This is a genomic window from Arcobacter pernae (genome assembly GCF_049472135.1).
Classification (GTDB): domain Bacteria; phylum Campylobacterota; class Campylobacteria; order Campylobacterales; family Arcobacteraceae; genus Arcobacter_B.
Window position 1 is genome coordinate 26,031 of sequence record NZ_JBMOVV010000010.1, and the last position, 16,130, is coordinate 42,160.

16 protein-coding genes are annotated in these 16,130 nt (G+C 28.7%); 5 read left to right on the forward strand and 11 right to left on the reverse strand.

All coding sequences use genetic code 11. From position 1 onward, the window contains the following. Positions 1–49: 49 nt before the first annotated feature. Genes mreC through ACH5BF_RS11265 form a run of 7 tightly spaced genes read right to left on the reverse strand, consistent with a single transcriptional unit; the run spans position 50 to position 6,548 of the window. Positions 50–859 carry a rod shape-determining protein MreC gene (gene mreC, locus ACH5BF_RS11235; protein ID WP_423274325.1) on the reverse strand — a complete coding sequence of 270 codons (810 nt, stop codon included), beginning with the start codon at positions 857–859 and terminating at the stop codon, positions 50–52. Continuing rightward, positions 852–1,883: a rod shape-determining protein gene (locus ACH5BF_RS11240; protein ID WP_423274326.1), complete on the reverse strand. Its 1,032-nt coding sequence runs from the start codon at positions 1,881–1,883 to the stop codon at positions 852–854. The genes mreC and ACH5BF_RS11240 overlap by 8 nt, the downstream gene beginning before the upstream one ends. A 20-nt stretch (positions 1,884–1,903) precedes the next feature. Further along, the gene (gene clpX, locus ACH5BF_RS11245; protein WP_423274327.1) at positions 1,904–3,133 is read right to left on the reverse strand and encodes an ATP-dependent Clp protease ATP-binding subunit ClpX; all 1,230 of its coding nucleotides are present in this window, start codon (positions 3,131–3,133) and stop codon (positions 1,904–1,906) included. A gap of 17 nt (positions 3,134–3,150) precedes the next feature. Next, complete coding sequence (gene lpxA / locus ACH5BF_RS11250; RefSeq protein WP_423274328.1) at positions 3,151–3,930, reverse strand: acyl-ACP--UDP-N-acetylglucosamine O-acyltransferase; 780 nt, start codon at positions 3,928–3,930, stop codon at positions 3,151–3,153. Between the two features lie 11 nt (positions 3,931–3,941). Then, on the reverse strand, positions 3,942–4,385 hold the full coding sequence (gene fabZ, locus ACH5BF_RS11255; RefSeq protein WP_423274329.1) for a 3-hydroxyacyl-ACP dehydratase FabZ: 444 nt from the start codon (positions 4,383–4,385) through the stop codon (positions 3,942–3,944). 49 nt (positions 4,386–4,434) lie between these two features. Then, positions 4,435–5,478, reverse strand: coding sequence for a lipid-A-disaccharide synthase (gene lpxB / locus ACH5BF_RS11260; protein WP_423274330.1), 1,044 nt, complete (start codon positions 5,476–5,478; stop codon positions 4,435–4,437). Then, positions 5,475–6,548 carry an epoxyqueuosine reductase QueH gene (locus ACH5BF_RS11265; RefSeq protein WP_423274331.1) on the reverse strand — a complete coding sequence of 358 codons (1,074 nt, stop codon included), beginning with the start codon at positions 6,546–6,548 and terminating at the stop codon, positions 5,475–5,477. The genes lpxB and ACH5BF_RS11265 overlap by 4 nt, the downstream gene beginning before the upstream one ends. Before the next feature lie 174 nt (positions 6,549–6,722). Between ACH5BF_RS11265 and ACH5BF_RS11270 the strand changes: the two genes are divergently transcribed. After that, a complete protein-coding gene (locus tag ACH5BF_RS11270) occupies positions 6,723–6,998 on the forward strand; it encodes a hypothetical protein (protein ID WP_423274332.1) in 276 nt (91 codons plus the stop codon). 25 nt (positions 6,999–7,023) lie between these two features. Here the strand turns inward: ACH5BF_RS11270 and ACH5BF_RS11275 are convergent, their stop codons facing one another. Next, positions 7,024–8,145: a hypothetical protein gene (locus ACH5BF_RS11275; RefSeq protein WP_423274333.1), complete on the reverse strand. Its 1,122-nt coding sequence runs from the start codon at positions 8,143–8,145 to the stop codon at positions 7,024–7,026. A gap of 93 nt (positions 8,146–8,238) precedes the next feature. On the opposite strand from ACH5BF_RS11275, the gene ACH5BF_RS11280 reads away from it, so the two are divergent. Continuing rightward, the gene (locus tag ACH5BF_RS11280) at positions 8,239–9,201 is read left to right on the forward strand and encodes a helix-turn-helix transcriptional regulator (protein ID WP_423274334.1); all 963 of its coding nucleotides are present in this window, start codon (positions 8,239–8,241) and stop codon (positions 9,199–9,201) included. Positions 9,202–9,225: 24 nt separating this feature from the next. Here ACH5BF_RS11280 and ACH5BF_RS11285 read toward each other — a convergent pair whose 3' ends face one another. After that, complete coding sequence (locus ACH5BF_RS11285) at positions 9,226–10,431, reverse strand: NAD(P)/FAD-dependent oxidoreductase (RefSeq protein WP_423274335.1); 1,206 nt, start codon at positions 10,429–10,431, stop codon at positions 9,226–9,228. 351 nt (positions 10,432–10,782) lie between these two features. On the opposite strand from ACH5BF_RS11285, the gene nfo reads away from it, so the two are divergent. Together nfo and ACH5BF_RS11295 are read left to right on the forward strand one after the other, a co-directional pair. Then, on the forward strand, positions 10,783–11,628 hold the full coding sequence (gene nfo / locus ACH5BF_RS11290) for a deoxyribonuclease IV (protein ID WP_423274336.1): 846 nt from the start codon (positions 10,783–10,785) through the stop codon (positions 11,626–11,628). 83 nt (positions 11,629–11,711) lie between these two features. Then, positions 11,712–12,644: an AEC family transporter gene (locus ACH5BF_RS11295; protein ID WP_423274337.1), complete on the forward strand. Its 933-nt coding sequence runs from the start codon at positions 11,712–11,714 to the stop codon at positions 12,642–12,644. On the opposite strand, the gene ACH5BF_RS11300 is transcribed toward ACH5BF_RS11295, so the two are convergent. Further along, a complete protein-coding gene (locus ACH5BF_RS11300; RefSeq protein ID WP_423274338.1) occupies positions 12,632–13,249 on the reverse strand; it encodes a tetratricopeptide repeat protein in 618 nt (205 codons plus the stop codon). The two genes, ACH5BF_RS11295 and ACH5BF_RS11300, sit on opposite strands and share 13 nt — an antisense overlap. Before the next feature lie 122 nt (positions 13,250–13,371). Between ACH5BF_RS11300 and ACH5BF_RS11305 the strand changes: the two genes are divergently transcribed. Continuing rightward, a complete protein-coding gene (locus ACH5BF_RS11305) occupies positions 13,372–13,725 on the forward strand; it encodes a hypothetical protein (RefSeq protein WP_423274339.1) in 354 nt (117 codons plus the stop codon). 8 nt (positions 13,726–13,733) lie between these two features. Here ACH5BF_RS11305 and ACH5BF_RS11310 read toward each other — a convergent pair whose 3' ends face one another. Next, positions 13,734–16,112 (reverse strand): tetratricopeptide repeat protein, encoded by a 2,379-nt coding sequence (locus ACH5BF_RS11310; protein ID WP_423274340.1) that lies wholly within the window; start codon positions 16,110–16,112, stop codon positions 13,734–13,736. Positions 16,113–16,130 lie beyond the last annotated feature (18 nt).

Here is a 16,130-nt window from a genome sequence, read left to right on the forward strand (position 1 = left end):
CAGTTCGTTATATAAGGGTAGGGAGTCTTTAAAGTAATAGAAGATTTAGTTATTTATTAATAGTTTGTTCTTCAGTTTTTTCTAATTTTTCTTTTTTTGTTTTAGCAGCTTGTTTATAAACATAGAAATATTTTTTCTTTAAAACATTAGCATACATTTCTACTGTTGCTGTTTTCATTTGTGGTAGTATTTGAATCTCTTTTACTTTTCCTACTTTTAAGCCTTCGATAAAAATATTATCCATCCCAGATGTTATGATTTCATCTCCAACTTTAATTTCTGACCACATAGGAATAAATTTGATTAGAATTGATTTATCTTTTTTTGCTGTTAAAATACCAGGTGTTTTACTCTCTCCAATAAAGACAGCATATGAACACTTTTCATTTCCATTTAAAAGTGCAACAGCTCTATCTTGTTCTTTTACAACAATCCCTGCAGCATAATCTTGAGTGATAAGACCTAAAATAGTATCATCTTTTTTTTCATAATCAAGCCATACTTTAGTGAAATCATTGAAGTTTATATAAGATAAAACTTTTGTTTGTTTTATGTCTATGTTTGTTTGATTTTCTTCATTTGTAGAAATAAATCTATTTATACCTTCAAGTTTCTTTTGAGTTGTAAGATATAGGGCTCTATAGTTTTTTAGTTCTTCATTTTCAATTTCAAGTTCATCGATTCTAGAAGCTTGATTAAAGTATTTTTCAATACTTGTAGAAATATCAATAACAGAGTTTATATATGATAGTTTTATATCATTTAGGAAAGTAAAGTTTTTAGCAATTAGCCTATCTACCTCAAGAAGGTAAGATAGCCCAACTACTAAAAAAAGTACAATAAAAAAGAATTTACGCATTAGTGATTAGTTTTAAAAGTGCATCCTCATCTAATACATTGCTTGTACCATAAGCTACTGCTAGAAGTGGATCTTCTGCAACTTTTACAGGAAGTTTTACAATATCAGCTATATATTCATCTAAACCTCTAATAAGTGCTCCTCCTCCTGTAAGAATAACACCATTATCAACAACATCTCCTGCTAAATCAGGTGGCATATCTTCAAGAACACTTCTTACCGCAGAAACAATCTCTTTTAACGGCTCTTTAATTGCAGTTCTAACACCTTCACTTCCAAGTTCAATAGTTGAAAGTAAACCAGAGTTATCTCTACCTTTTACTTTGATTTTAAGTTCAGTATCAAGTTTAATAGCAGTTCCGATTTCAATCTTGATATTCTCAGCAGTTCTCTCACCTATATATAAGTTGTAGTTTTGTCTTACATAATCAATAATTGATTTATCAAACTTATCTCCAGCAACTTTGATTGATTTAGAAAGAACAAGTCCACCAAGAGAAGTTACACCAATCTCAGTAGTACCACCACCAATATCAACAACCACATAACCAGAAGGGTCAGATACAGGAATTCCAGCACCAATAGCAGCTGCCATTGGTTCTTCTACTAGGAATACTTCTCTTGCACCTGCACTCATTGCTGATTCTTCTACGGCTTTTCTTTCAACTTGTGTAATACCGTAAGGAATACAAATAATGATTCTAGGTCTGATAAAAGATTTTCTAGAGTGGGCTTTTTCAATAAAGTATCTAATCATTCTTTCAGTCATTTCAAAATCGGCAATAACCCCATCTTGCATAGGTCTAACTGCTTGAATGTTTAATGGTGTTTTACCAATCATTTGTTTAGCTTCTTGACCTACTGCTAAAATTTTATCTCTACCATACTTATCATTTTGTACTGCTACAACTGATGGTTCATTTATGATAATACCTTTTCCTTTTACAGAAACAATAGTATTAGCAGTTCCAAGGTCAATTGCCATATCACTTGAAAATAGACCAATTAATTTATCTAAAAACACTTTATTCTCCCTCTCTTATCTTATGCGATTTTTGGTTCTTGTTCTTTTTTTACTACATCTTTTGTAATAGTAATTGTCTTGTTTTTATATTTTGGAAGATCATACATAATGTCAAGCATAATATCTTCTAAAATTGATCTAAGACCTCTTGCCCCAGTTTTTCTTTCAATAGCTAATCTTGCTAGTTCTTTTAATGCATCTTTTTCAAATTGTAAGTTTACATCATCCATTTCAAAAAGTTTGATGTATTGTTTGATAAGTGCATTTTTTGGTTCTGTTAAAATATGTACCATATCATCTTCAGTGATTTCATTTAAAGTGGCTACCATATGTAATCTACCGATTAATTCAGGAATTAAACCATATTTTACTAAATCATCTGTTTCAACTTGTGAAATGATTTTTTCATCTTCTTTTTTAGATTTTTTATCTTGATTAAAACCAAGTACGTTAGCACCTTGTTTTTTCTTGATAATATCTTCTAGTCCATCAAATGCTCCACCACAAACAAATAAAATATTAGTAGTATCAACTTGAAGTGCATCTTGTCCAGGGTGTTTTCTTCCACCTTTTGGTGGAACATTTACAACAGAACCTTCTACTATTTTAAGTAGTGCTTGCTGAACACCTTCTCCTGAAACATCTCTAGTGATTGATCTGTTTTCACTCATTCTTGCAACTTTATCAACTTCATCAATAAAGATAATTCCTCTTTGAGCTCTTTCAATATCACCATTTGCAGCTTGAACTAGTCTAGTAACCACATTTTCAACATCATCACCAACATACCCAGCTTCTGTAAGTGATGTAGCATCTGCGATTGCTAAAGGTACATCTAGATATTTAGAAATTGTTTGAGCTAAAAGTGTTTTACCTGAACCAGTAGGTCCAATTAAAAGAACATTAGATTTATTTAATTCTGTGTCATCATCAATTTCATTGTGTCTAAAAATTCTTTTGTAGTGGTTATAAACTGCAACTGATAAAACTTTTTTTGCTCTTTCTTGACCTATTACATACTCATCTAAAATAGCTTTTAGTTCAGCTGGTGTTCTAAGCTTTATCTCTTCTTGAACTTTTTCTTCTTCAATTACTGATGGTAAGTGTTCCATATCTTCAGGAGTACTTCCATTCATTATTTCATGTGCAGCGCCAACACAAGCTTTACAAATACAAGCATTGTCACCAGCTATTACTGGATTGCTAGCGCTATCTGTTGCCCCACAAAAATCACACGTTACTTTACTCATTTTCTAAACCTATTTTTTTATTTTCTGTTATAAGGAATTCCTCTTTTTGTGTTTAAACAAAAAGATGCTAATTCTTTTACATATTTATTTTCATTTTCTAGTAACTCATTTGCTACATCAGCTAAAGGTTTTCCTGCTTCAAATAAAGCTTTATATGCTGTTTTGATTGCATTGATGTCTTCTCTGTTTTCAAATCTTCTTCTTAAACCATTTAAGTTAAGACCTCTTAATACAGCTTTATTACCTTCAGCTAAACAAAATGGAGGAATATCTTGTGTTACTACAGAACCTCCACCAATCATAACTTGAGTTCCTATTTTACAAAATTGATGAATTGGAGTTAGACCCCCAACTACAACAAAGTCATCAATTTCAACATGACCTGCTAATGTTGCACAGTTAGCAAATACACAATTGTCACCAACAATTACATCATGAGCCACGTGAGTGTATCCCATGAATAAATTATTACTTCCAATTTTTGTTATAGAACCACCACCTTTAGTTCCTGGATTGAACAGTGTAAACTCTCTGATTTTATTATTGTCTCCAATAATCAGTTCTACATCTTCACCATCAAATTTTAAATCCTGTGGAATTGTTCCAATAGCAGCATGTGAAAAAATATGATTGTTTTTTCCAATTGTAGTTTTACCCTCTACAACTGTGTGTGAATCAATGATAGTTCCATCACCGATTTTTACATCTTTACCAATAATTGTGTAGGCACCAATAGTTACATTTTCACCTATTTGTGCACCATCTTCAATTATTGCTGTTTTATGAATATTACTCATTTTTTACCTAATTATTTGTCTACTACCATAGCTTTTAATTCAGCTTGAGCAACTAACTTATCATCAACATAAGCTTTTCCATCTAAAACGATTAGGTTACCTTTTAATTTTAAAACTTCGATTTTATAAACTAATTGGTCACCTGGTTTTACAGGGTTTCTAAATTTTGCTTTGTCAATACTCATGAAGTAAATAACTTTGTTTTGTAACTCTTCATTTGTTAAGTCATTACTCTTAAGAGCTAAAACTCCACCTGCTTGTGCCATACCTTCTAAAATTAATACACCAGGGTAAATTGGGTGTCCAGGGAAGTGCCCCATGAATGCAGGCTCACTTATAGAGATATTTTTATACCCTACAATGCTTTCACCTTTTTGCATTTCAGTAATTCTATCTACTAATAAAAAAGGGTATCTATGAGGAAGTATTTCTTGAATTTCCGTAATATCTAACATCTATTATCCTAAAATTTAATTAATGGTAGATATTTTATCGAAAAAAAAATTAGTTTTGAATTATGCTCGCTACGTTTTTCGAACTTCCATTTTTTAAGTAATCTCGAAGGATTTTTGAATCCTCAAAAAACTTCTGTTTATTCATTGTTTTATAGTCATTTAATAATGCTTCAACACTAACATCATCTTGTAAAAATTCACTATGAATACAAGCTTTACCCATTTTATCAAAGAAGATATTTGCAAGCCCAATATATGGTAATTTCACAAAGGTTCTACCTATTTTATAATCTAGTTTTTTTGCAATATAACTAAGAGTAAATGGTGTTCCTATTAATGCTGCTTCTAATGTTGCTGTACCTGAACAAATAAAAGCATATTCACTTTCTTGTAAGGTTTCATGAGCTTGTCTTGAAATAGTAAAATCTGATATATCACCATAAGTTCTACTAATATATTCATCATCAAATTTTGAAGGGATTATTAAGATATGCTCTTTATTTGGAATTCTTTTTGCTAGTTCTTTAAAAATAGGCATATGGTTTTTTATTTCAGTTTTTCTACTTCCTGGCATAAAAGCAATCTTATTACTTTGTGTAAGCTCTTCTTTAAAGTGATGTATTTCATCAAGTAAGGGATGTCCTACATAAGTGATTTTATCTTTTTGAGTATAAAGTTCACTCTCAAAAGGAATAATTGAACAAAGTTTAGAACAGTATGCTTCAAGTTTTTTTACTCTACCTTTTTTCCATGCCCAAGCTTGTGGAAGGATATAGTAAATAATCTCTTTATTTGGATACCTTTGTTTAAGCTTTTTTGCTAAAGGCAGGTTAAATCCTGATGAGTCCATTAAAAGAACTTTATCACAATCTTTTGCAGCATCTACAAGTTCATCTCTTAATTTAAAAAAGAACCTAAGCTTTTTAAGGGCATCTATAAATCCCATAATAGCTAAAGATGTCAAGTCATACATTGGCTTACCAAGCTCTTTATCAAAAACACCAATAAATTCTATATCATCACTTAGGTGCTTTTTAAGCTCCTTTAAGTGAATATTTGAAGATGTTTCCATGGCACATACTAAAAGTTTCATACTATCTCTTCTCTTACATCATCATATGTTTGAGCATCAATAAAAATTTCATATTTTTCATCAATAATCTCATCTAAAACAATTATACAGCTTAAATCATAAGGGCTTTTGATTATTTTTGCTCTTATTTTCATCTCTTCATCAAATAAAGGAGGGTTATACATAAGCTCTTTAACACTACTATAGTTTGTTGAAGCAATTTCATTGTATTTGTCTAAACTTATTACTTTTACTTCATCACGATTTAGATAGTTAACCCCATCTTTTTCATACTCAATTCTACCATTTGTTTTCCCTCTGTTTATCATCGAGTAAGGAAAAATATATGAAGGAGTAATTTGTTTTTTCACAAGAACTTTACCACTTAAAAGTCTATAGTTTAAAAATCTATTTTTAATGATTTTATACTCATCAGCATTTGCTTCAAGAGTGTTTCTTCTTTTATAAAGTTCTAATCTCTCTTCAATTGATTCAGGTAAAATCTGATTTGAGATAGGATTAAACATCTCATCCATGATTTTCTTTTGAGCTTCTCTTTGAGCTGATAAACCAAATAAACAACCACAATAGTTTTGTCTATAAAGTTGGTTTTCTTTTACTTTTTTACCTTGGATTTCTGCACCATTTCCAGCTTTATAATCTCTAAAAATAAACTCAATTCCATGTAAACTTTGAAGATTATGACCAATCTTATCAAGTTTTTCTTGAGATTTTTTAGGAGAGATTAAAAGTGTAGTTGTAAACTTATCATGACCTAACTCTTTTGCTTTTGCAACTGTTACATCAAGTCTATCATCATAACAAACAGTACATCTATCACCTTTTTCTGGAAGATGTTCCATACCTTTTACTTTTTTAAGCCATTCTTCTAGGTTATAAGGACCTTCAATTAATTCAATTCCTAGTTTTTGGCATGAGTATTCTACGTCTAAGTATCTTAGTCTATATTCACTATATGGATGAATGTTTGGGTCATAAAAAAAACCTACTAACTTTTCATCTGGATATTCTTCTTGTATTCTTTCTAAAAAATAGTGACTATCGACTGCACAACAAATATGTACTAACAATAAATAACCTTTGATTTTATAATTTATGGATATTATAGTAAAATATTTTAAAACAAAGGATTAGGTATCAGAAATTTAGCCATATTATTTATTTGTATTACTTTTTTTACAGGCTGTTTTAATCAAAAGCCTACTCTTACTTCAAGTGCCACGATACTCATAAAAACGCCAACTATGAAGTTTTATGATAAAGGATTTATTTTTAACTATGATGATTATACACAGGTTCAAATCTTTAGTGCAGGTACAGCAGTTCTTGATATGAAAATCTATGAGGATAGGATATGTAGTTCTACTTTCAGATGTGAAAAACTAGAAGTTTTCAATACAAAGAACTTACATAAATCATACGAAAAAGAGTTTTTAAGAGAACTTTTTAATAAAAATGAAAAAGAGATAGTTCATAGGGATAAAGAAAATAGAATTCTTATAAAAATAAGAAGAGATTAAAACAAAAAGGTTAATACCTTTTTGTTTATCTAGGGGATTTAAAATACCACTTCATCTCTTTTAATTCATTTACACTTTTATCAGAGCTTACAGACTGTAGAGTAACTGTTAAATAATTACTTGAAAAACTTTTGATTTTTAAAGTTTGAGTATATCCCATATATAGTGTAACTACACTATTATTTTCAATCTTTACAGAATCATAATCTTTAGTTAAATCTTGAATATCCCAAGTATTTGTCATAAAGTTTTTATAATTTCTTTCAACTTTTGCTTTATATGAGTTTGTATATGTATGAACTACATATGAAAGATCTTCATAACCTTCTTCATATTCATAAAATGTTTTATTTAAAAGATAAGAAATATTAGTTTTATCTTCTGTTTGATTGTTGTTTTTTTCCATTTTGGCTTTTATTTCTTCAACTTCTGTATCAGTTAATTTCTCAATTAAACTTGATGTTTGTAAATCATTTACAACTTGGTTTTCAAGTTCAATGGCTTTTTGTTTTAAACTCTTTTCTGTACTACTTTCAAAGGTAGTTTTTAATGAAGAAATAAATGCTTTTACATCAGTTATTCTACTTGTATTATTTTCATCAAATAAAGAGTCTATATATTCATCACTATTTGAAGAGTTTTCTTTTATATTTTTATATAAAGCATTTGTTAAAATCATACTCTCTTTTGACTGACTTGGTAAATCTAAAAGTGTTTGTTTATCAAGTGTATTTAATACAAGCTCCTCTTTTGCAAGTTTTACAAGCTTTTCTAAATTCTCATTCTCTTTATTTGTATCAGAATCATATATTAAAGTAGAGATTAATGATACTTTATTTGAAGATGATTTTAATGGTGTATTTAACTTAATATCTTGTGTATCTACAAGAGAGTTTCCATTTACATCTATTATTCCAGAACTAACTGTAATTGGATAAGTAACTGCTGTATCAAATCTGTAGATATTAGAATAAGTACTTATTGGTTTTGCTATATTTCCATTTGCATCTGTTACAGTAGCATTTAGTACAGCTCCTCTTTCTACTTGTACTGTTGTTGATGAGGTACTTGATGAACTTCCTCCTCCACAACCAATCAATAAGATTGAACTTAAAATTGATGTTAATACTAATTTTGTATTTTTCATAGAATTCCTTAATATGGTTTTAATTATAAATTTATAGAATTCTATGTTTATAAAAAGACAGTATAGTGTCGCATAGAAAAGTTAAGATAAAAAATGAATAAAAATTTTGATAATTTACCAAAGAAAAACAGCGAAAAAAACAGTGATAAAGTTTTAAGAAGATTAATGCTTATTTTACAAAAATTAAGTGATAATGAGCTTCCTACTAGAAAAGAGTTAGAAGAAGAGTTTAATGTAACTGCTAAAACTATTCAAAGAGATATTTACCAAAGGCTTTCATATTTCCCTATTGAGAAAACATCTTTAGGGCAATATAAGTTTATAGAGGGATTTACTTTAAATAAAACAACTCTAAAAGAGGATGAAATGCTTTTTGTATATCTATCTTTGTCTCAAATAAAAGATATAAATGCGAATTTTGAAAAGATTACTTATGATATTTTTTCAAAACTTTTAACACCTAGGTATTCAAGTCCATATTATATAAAGCCAAATAGTTTTCAAGATATAGATATGGATTCTTCTTTATTAAATAGCTTAGAAAAAGCTATAGAGTTAAATAATACAGTAGAGCTAAAACTAAAGAATAGGATATTTTTAATAGAGCCTTATAAAGTAGTTAGTTTTGATGGAATATGGTACTTATTTGGGAAAGATACAAAAGATGACAAAATAAGAACAGTATTTATTCATGAGATAAAAGAGTTAAATATAAAAAAACATAAGTTTGAACTTGATAAGCCTATTGATGAGATATTAGATAATGTTCACAGTGCATGGTTTGAAGATGGAAATATGATGGAGGTAAAAGTAAAAGTTTTACCAAAAGCAGCTTTTAATTTTAAGTTAAAGAAGATACTTCCTTCTCAAGAAATACTTAAAGAGTATGAGGATTCATCTTTACTTATAAAGTTTACTGTCTCAACGCAAGAGGATATAGATAATATAATTAAAGCATGGTTACCTGATATTCAAATAATAGAACCTAAAAGTTATAAAGAAAAGTTTTTAAAAGAGTTAAAGTTATATTTAGAAGCTTATGAAAATGAAGTTTAGTCTTTGAAGACTAAACTATTTTTATTATGCCATTCTTTTTAGTTTTGCATAACCTGTTTTAATAAGTTTTAAAAGAGGCTTTCTATATGAGCTAAACACATACTTTTTGATTTCGTATGCAAGTCTACCTTTTACAGTAATAATACCTTTTAAATCACCTGCAGCGTAAGTTCCACCAAGTGCGATTAGAATACCATCAAGTTTTGGATCACACTTAATCATTCCTCTTCCTGCAATCATATTAAGTACATTTTTACCTGCATTTGTACCACTGATTCTAGCAATAGTAACATTTGGAGGCATGATTTCACCTTTTCTATCTTTAATCTCTGCAATATCACCGATTGCAAAAATATTTTCATAGTTTTGTGTTTGCATGTATTCATTAACTATGATTTGGCCTCTACCATTTTTTTCAACATCTTCAAGTTCACTTGTAATAGTAGAAGCTTCAACCCCACCTGTAAATACAACAAATGAATGATTAATTTTAGTACCATTTGATAAGTGACAGTATCCATCTTCAACTTTTTGAAGTTTAGTTCCTGTGATAATATTAATACCTAAATCTTTTAATCTTTTTTGGGAAATGTTTATAAGGTCTTGTGGAAGCCCTGGAAGAATAGTATCGGGACTACTAATAAGTGAAATTTTTAAGTTGTCACATGAGAAGTTACCCCTTTTGAAGAACTTATTTGAGTAGTATGCCATCTCAGCTGCAATCTCAACACCAGATAAACCAGCACCAACTACAACAATATGAGTATCAGCACACTGTTTTGCTTCATCTCTTACTTTTTCAAAAAGTTGTTTTTCAAAACTTTGTTTAAATGTGATTGCTCTATGAAGCTTTTTGATATCATCAGAGTTACCAAGTCCAGGAATTTGTGGAGGGAAGTAAGTTCTAGTTCCTGCTGCCATGATTAAGTAATCAAACTCTACAATCTCTTGCTCTTCTGTATAAATCTTCTTCTCTTTTTGGTCAATCTGTCTTACTTTTAGATTTTTAAATTCTAAATAGTCATGGTTAAATCCAAGACATAATGTAGTTAAGTCAATTGTTACATCTGCAAATGTAGATTTATTTGCTATTAAGTCATAAACCTCGGGTTGTAAGTTATGATATGTATGCTTATCAATTAATGTAATCTTTATATTTTTGTTTTTAACTAACTCTCTTAATGCATAAATACCAGCATATCCACCACCAATAATAACAACTTTTTCCATCAAATAAACCTTTTTTTCACTATTTTAATCTTGTGCTTGAAGTTTAAGTTATATAGTATTTTGTAACATAACATAACCCCTAACAATTATATACATGAAATGTTACAGAAATTTTATAGCCCATAAATAGCGAGCTTTGAACTTAAAATATTCAATTATTCTATACTTAGCCATTTTAGGATATGATAAAAACTTACTAAAGATTGTAAATTTCTTAACAGGTGTTAATAAATGACACTTTAGATAAGCTTAAAATAATATAAAAGTTATGAAGGTAAATTCACTTATTAAATTAACCTTATATTATAAATTTAATAAGTATAAATAATATTAGATTAATAGGAAGATTATATGAAATATGTAGGAGCACATGTAAGCGCAACAGGTGGAGTTTTTAATGCTCCAATAAATGCAAGAGAGATAGGTTGTAAGGCTTTTGCACTTTTTGTAAAAAACCAAAGACAATGGAGAGCAAAAGATTTTGAACCAAAGGTTTTAGATAAGTGGTTTAAAGAGATGGAAGAAACAGGAATTGAAGCAAAACATATCTTACCACATGATTCATATTTAATTAACTTAGGGCATCCAGAAGAAGATAAAAGACAAAAATCACTTGATGGTTTTTTACATGAAATTGAAAGATGTGAGATTTTAAAACTTGATAGACTTAACTTTCACCCAGGAAGCCACTTAAGAAAGATAAGTGAAGAAGAGTGTTTAGATAGAATTGCATTATCTTTAAACCAAGCAATTGACGCTACAAATGACATAAAACTAGTTATTGAAAACACAGCAGGTCAAGGAAGTAACTTAGGGTATAAATTTGAGCATTTAGCATACTTAATCGACAAAGTTGAAGATAAATCAAGAATTGGTGTATGTATAGATACATGTCATATGTTTACAGCTGGTTATGATATTAGAACAAGAGAAGCATACGATAAAACTTGGAAAGAGTTTGATGAGGTAGTAGGAAGACAATACCTTATGGGAATGCATATAAATGATTCAAAACCTGAACTTGGAAGTAGAGTAGATAGACACCATAGTTTAGGACAAGGACAGATTGGATGGGATGCATTTAAATTCATCATGAATGATGATAGAATGGATGATATTCCTTTAGTTTTAGAAACAATTGATGAAACTATCTGGGCTGAGGAAATTCAAGCCTTATATGACTTAGTAGAGAAGTAATTTACTTCTTTGCTAGAGTTTTAAACAAAAAATAAAACTACTTAAATATAATATCTTAATTATATAAATTATTAGGATATATTTTGCAAAACATACTACTAGCACTAATACCAATTTTTTTACTTATCTCTTTAGGATATTTTTTAAAGCGTATAAAGTTTCCTGATGAGCAGTTTTGGCAATATGCTGATAAATTTACTTATTATGTATTATTTCCTGCTCTTTTGATTTATAAGCTTTCAACGGCTTCTCTAGAAGGAATTGATGGAGTTAATTTTATTTTCTCAGCACTTTTAACTATTGGAATTATTACAATTTTACTTATGATAGCTGATAAAATCATTTTCTTTTTTGACGGCCCTTCTTTAACTTCAGTTTATCAAGGTTCTATTAGATTTAACACATATGTATTTTTAGCTTTAACAGATGCCATTTATGGTGATGGTGGCTTGGTTTTAGCCGCACTTTTAATGACATTTTTAATACCAAGTATAAATGTATTTTGTATAGGAATCTTCTCTATTTATGCTTCTAGTGATAAGATTACTTTTGTATCTTTTATGAAATCAATTTTCAAAAACCCTTTGATTATCGCTTGTATAATTGGAGGAGGATTAAACTTTTTAGGTATTTCTTTAGCTGCTCCTGTTGAAAAAACACTTAGTCTTTTAAGTGCTGCTGCACTTCCTTTAGGTCTTTTATCTGTTGGGGTTGGTTTGCATATCACTCACTTAAAAGAAGTGAAATTTGAGCTATTTTCATCTGTATTTATAAAGCTTGCACTTTTCCCTGTACTTATTTTCTTTGTGGCAGTAAATTTAGGAGTTACTGGACTTCCTTTATTGGTACTTGTTCTTTTTGGAGCTATGCCTACGGCTTCTAGTGCTTATATCTTAGCAAGGGAACTTGGAGGGGATTTAAAGCTAATGTCTGCGATTATTACTATGCAGACATTGCTTTCTATATTTTCAATTTCAGCGATTTTGATGATTTTGGAGAGTTATCAAATTCCGTAGATTTTCATCATAAAACTATTAGTTTTATTTTCAAATTTTTCTAGCCAGAAGATACTCTTTTGAGTATCGGCTTTTGTATATACACCATTTGCATAGATTTTTGAAAGTTCTAATTGAGCGCTTTTTACATTATTGTTTGCTGCAAAAGTTAAAAGCTCTATTGCTTCATCATAATCTTTTTCATTTAGATAATAAAAAGATAGTTTGTATGCTGCCATAGGGTCAACTTTTTTTGTATCTTTTAATAAATCAATACCAAGTTCTTGATTTTTTACTACACCTCTTCCTTTTAAGTAAAGCTCTGAAAGTAGGGCATTTGCATAGAAGTTTCCTCTTTCTTGGGCTAAAGTGTATAAAGTAAAGGCATCTGTATATTTACCTTCTGAATATTTTTTTATACCAAGTCTTAAAATAGCGATTGTATTTTTGTAAGAGATTAAATCATAGCAGTTTTCTTCAAACTCTTTATCTTGGCTAATACATTGATTAGCTTGCGCTAACTCTGTTGGTAAAACTTTTAGTGACTGCTCATAATTATTACATCCTGTTAAAAATATAGCAGCTATTGCAGAAGTCACTAAAAGTTTTGTAGTGCTTTTTAACATAATTTTTTCCTTGTCTATACAGCTTGTAATTTTTGCATAATATTCTATCTAATTTTTGATAATTATACGAAGTTAAGAGTTATTCTTGTAATATTTACATAGATTTAATTAGGAGAATTTAAATGATTTTTATTGCTTTCTTTTTATTTATAGCTTTAATTGCATTGGCTTTAAATATGATGAACTCATCAAATCTACAACAAATAGAAGAACATTTAAAATCACAGAATTGTAACTCTATTATTTATTCAAAAGGCTCTTACAAAGCTTTATGTAGTGACAAGATATTGGAAATCTCAAATAGTTTTACAGTTGATTTAGAAAAAAACTCTAAAGAGTATAAATATAGTGATATTAAAAATATTGATATTAAAAAATTTGATATTGTATTAAATGAGAATCAAAAAATAGCTTTTAAGACTCAAGAAGAAATTGATAGTTTTTATAAAGAGTTAAAGGATAAAATAAAGAAGTAAATACTTCTTTATTTTAAAAGTTTTGCTTGATTTTTAGCTTTTTTTGTAGCTGATTTTTCGTACCATTCTTTAGCAACTTTTTTATCTTTTTTCATTCCACCTTTTCCATAGTGGAAAATAAGACCGATATTATAAGCAGCTACTTTATCATCATACTTTTTATAAGCTTTTGCATAGTAATTTAACGCTTTTTCTATATCAACTTTACCTAAATTCCCTTTCTCATACATAATTCCTAATTTAACTGTAGCAGCTTTATGCCCTTTTTCATCTGCGAATTTATAAAGATCAAAAGCTTTTTGATAATCTTTTTTATCATAGTAATATTCTGCTAAATGATTTGCAGCAAACATGTCATATTTTGCAGCTAATTTATAATAACTAACAGCTTTTTCTCTATCTTTTTTTACTCCAAAACCTTTTTCATAAAATACACCAATTAGATTTGTAGCTCTAAAGTCTTTTTGTTTATGCCCTTCGTGTAAGTATTCTAAGGCTTTTTTATAATCAAGTTTAATCATAGTATCTTTTGGAGATTCATCATCTTGATAATAAAGCCATGTTAAGTAGTAATAAGCAGTTCTATAACCTTTTTTAGCTGCTTTTTCATAATATTCTTTTGCTTTATATAAATCTCTTTTAATACCTTCACCATATTGATTAACCCATCCAAGATTAGCTAAATCATAAGAGTATCCTCTAGGCTCTAGTTTTTCTAGATAGTACTTTGCTTTTTTATGGTTAATTCTATTACCTTCACATCTTCCACAAAGGTAAATATCCACTAGCTTTCTAGAAGCTTGATAGTTTCCTTCTTCTGCTAATTTCTCATAAAGTTTAATAGCTTTTTCTTCATCTTTAAATTTATCAAATCCATATGGAGGAGAGAAATATAATTGTGCTAATTGTTCAGCTGCTTTATTTTCACCTCGTTGCTCTAAACCTTCTAAAAGTTTCACTACTTTATTAAAATCTTTATGGTCTCTATCTGATTTATAAAAACTAATTAAATCATATGTACTTTTTACATCTCCATACTCTACAGCCTTATTTATAGCTTTTAATGCAAGCTCTTTATTTCTGTATTTATTTACTCTATATAGTTCTCTTAAATCAAAAATATTGTTTGTTTCAATCTCATTTTTTGAGTACTTTTCATACTCTTCTTTGAAGTGTCTTTTCATATATGGATCAGAGATTTTTTTAATGTATTTATTTTTTAATTCTGAATCTTTAGAAGTTTCAATATAATCTTTCCATTTTTTGCTTTCTTTAAAAGTTTCTGGTACAAAGTTATACCTAGAAATTTTAATAGTTGCTAATTCAATAATAGCTTCATGATTTCCTTCTTCTGCTAACTCTTTTAATAACTCATATGCTTTAGTCTCTTGTCTTTTTTTCTTATAAAATTTAGCCAAAGTTATTTTATTTTCTGCAGTTTTAAGTAACTCTTCTTTTAAAGCAAAATACTTATCAAGATATTTTTCATCCTTTGAGTAGCTTTCTAAAAGTTTTAAACTAGCTTCTTCATTACCTAACTTAGAGGCTTTAAGTAGATAGTTATGTTCTTTTATAGTATCTTTTTCAACTTTCTCTCTATAGTTACCCCTACTATAAATCGCACCTAATTCTAATAAAGCTTTTTCATTTTCTGGATTTAATTCTAATGATTTTTCATAAAAAGGTATAGCTTTTTCAAATTGATATTTTTTATAGTATAAATTTCCAAGTTTATAGATGTCTTCGCTATTATTTCTTTTTAAAAGAGTATTTATTAGTAGATTCTCTTTCTTATTGTCTTTTGCTCTATATGAGTTCTTTCTAATCTCTTGAATTATAATATCAGAAGGTAATTCATAACCTTTTTTATTCATATACTCTTCAATATCTTTTGTTTGCCTAGAGAAGTAGTTTTTTGAATAAAATGAGTATAGCTCTTGAACTTGTTCTTGAGTAAAACTATCAATCACTTTTTCTTGTAAAGCTTTTGCTTCCTCTCTTTTATAACTTTTTAAATAAGAGACTATAAGTGCTATATTTGCATCATTATCTCCAAGTTTTGCAGAAAGTTTATAAAGATTGTGTGCTTTTTCATTTCCATTGATAAACATATCAGCGTATTTATCATAGATTTTTGCAATAGCAGTTAAATCTTTTGGATTATCTTTTTCATCAAGTGTTTTATACCATTTGTTGAAATAGTATAAACCCTCTTTTGTTTCAGGGAATTTATAATGCTCATTTAATTGAAGCATCGCATTTATATCACCATTTTGTGAGTTTTCTATTAATTCTTCTTTTGAACTTATACTGTTTTGATTAAAACTTGAAACAGAACAAGCACTAAAGAATACTAAAGCAATTAATGCCAGAAAAATATTTTTCATGAGTAGTCCTTATAATAA

Bases quoted from the DNA above. Each gene is read 5' to 3' on its own strand.
- mreC (WP_423274325.1), bottom strand. From the start codon at position 859: ATGCGTAAATTCTTTTTTATTGTACTTTTTTTAGTAGTTGGGCTATCT.
- clpX (WP_423274327.1), bottom strand. From the start codon at position 3,133: ATGAGTAAAGTAACGTGTGATTTTTGTGGGGCAACAGATAGCGCTAGC.
- lpxA (WP_423274328.1), bottom strand. From the start codon at position 3,930: ATGAGTAATATTCATAAAACAGCAATAATTGAAGATGGTGCACAAATA.
- fabZ (WP_423274329.1), bottom strand. From the start codon at position 4,385: ATGTTAGATATTACGGAAATTCAAGAAATACTTCCTCATAGATACCCT.
- lpxB (WP_423274330.1), bottom strand. From the start codon at position 5,478: ATGAAACTTTTAGTATGTGCCATGGAAACATCTTCAAATATTCACTTA.
- ACH5BF_RS11270 (WP_423274332.1), top strand. From the start codon at position 6,723: ATGAAGTTTTATGATAAAGGATTTATTTTTAACTATGATGATTATACA.
- ACH5BF_RS11275 (WP_423274333.1), bottom strand. From the start codon at position 8,145: ATGAAAAATACAAAATTAGTATTAACATCAATTTTAAGTTCAATCTTA.
- ACH5BF_RS11280 (WP_423274334.1), top strand. From the start codon at position 8,239: ATGAATAAAAATTTTGATAATTTACCAAAGAAAAACAGCGAAAAAAAC.
- ACH5BF_RS11285 (WP_423274335.1), bottom strand. From the start codon at position 10,431: ATGGAAAAAGTTGTTATTATTGGTGGTGGATATGCTGGTATTTATGCA.
- nfo (WP_423274336.1), top strand. From the start codon at position 10,783: ATGAAATATGTAGGAGCACATGTAAGCGCAACAGGTGGAGTTTTTAAT.
- ACH5BF_RS11300 (WP_423274338.1), bottom strand. From the start codon at position 13,249: ATGTTAAAAAGCACTACAAAACTTTTAGTGACTTCTGCAATAGCTGCT.
- ACH5BF_RS11305 (WP_423274339.1), top strand. From the start codon at position 13,372: ATGATTTTTATTGCTTTCTTTTTATTTATAGCTTTAATTGCATTGGCT.
- ACH5BF_RS11310 (WP_423274340.1), bottom strand. From the start codon at position 16,112: ATGAAAAATATTTTTCTGGCATTAATTGCTTTAGTATTCTTTAGTGCT.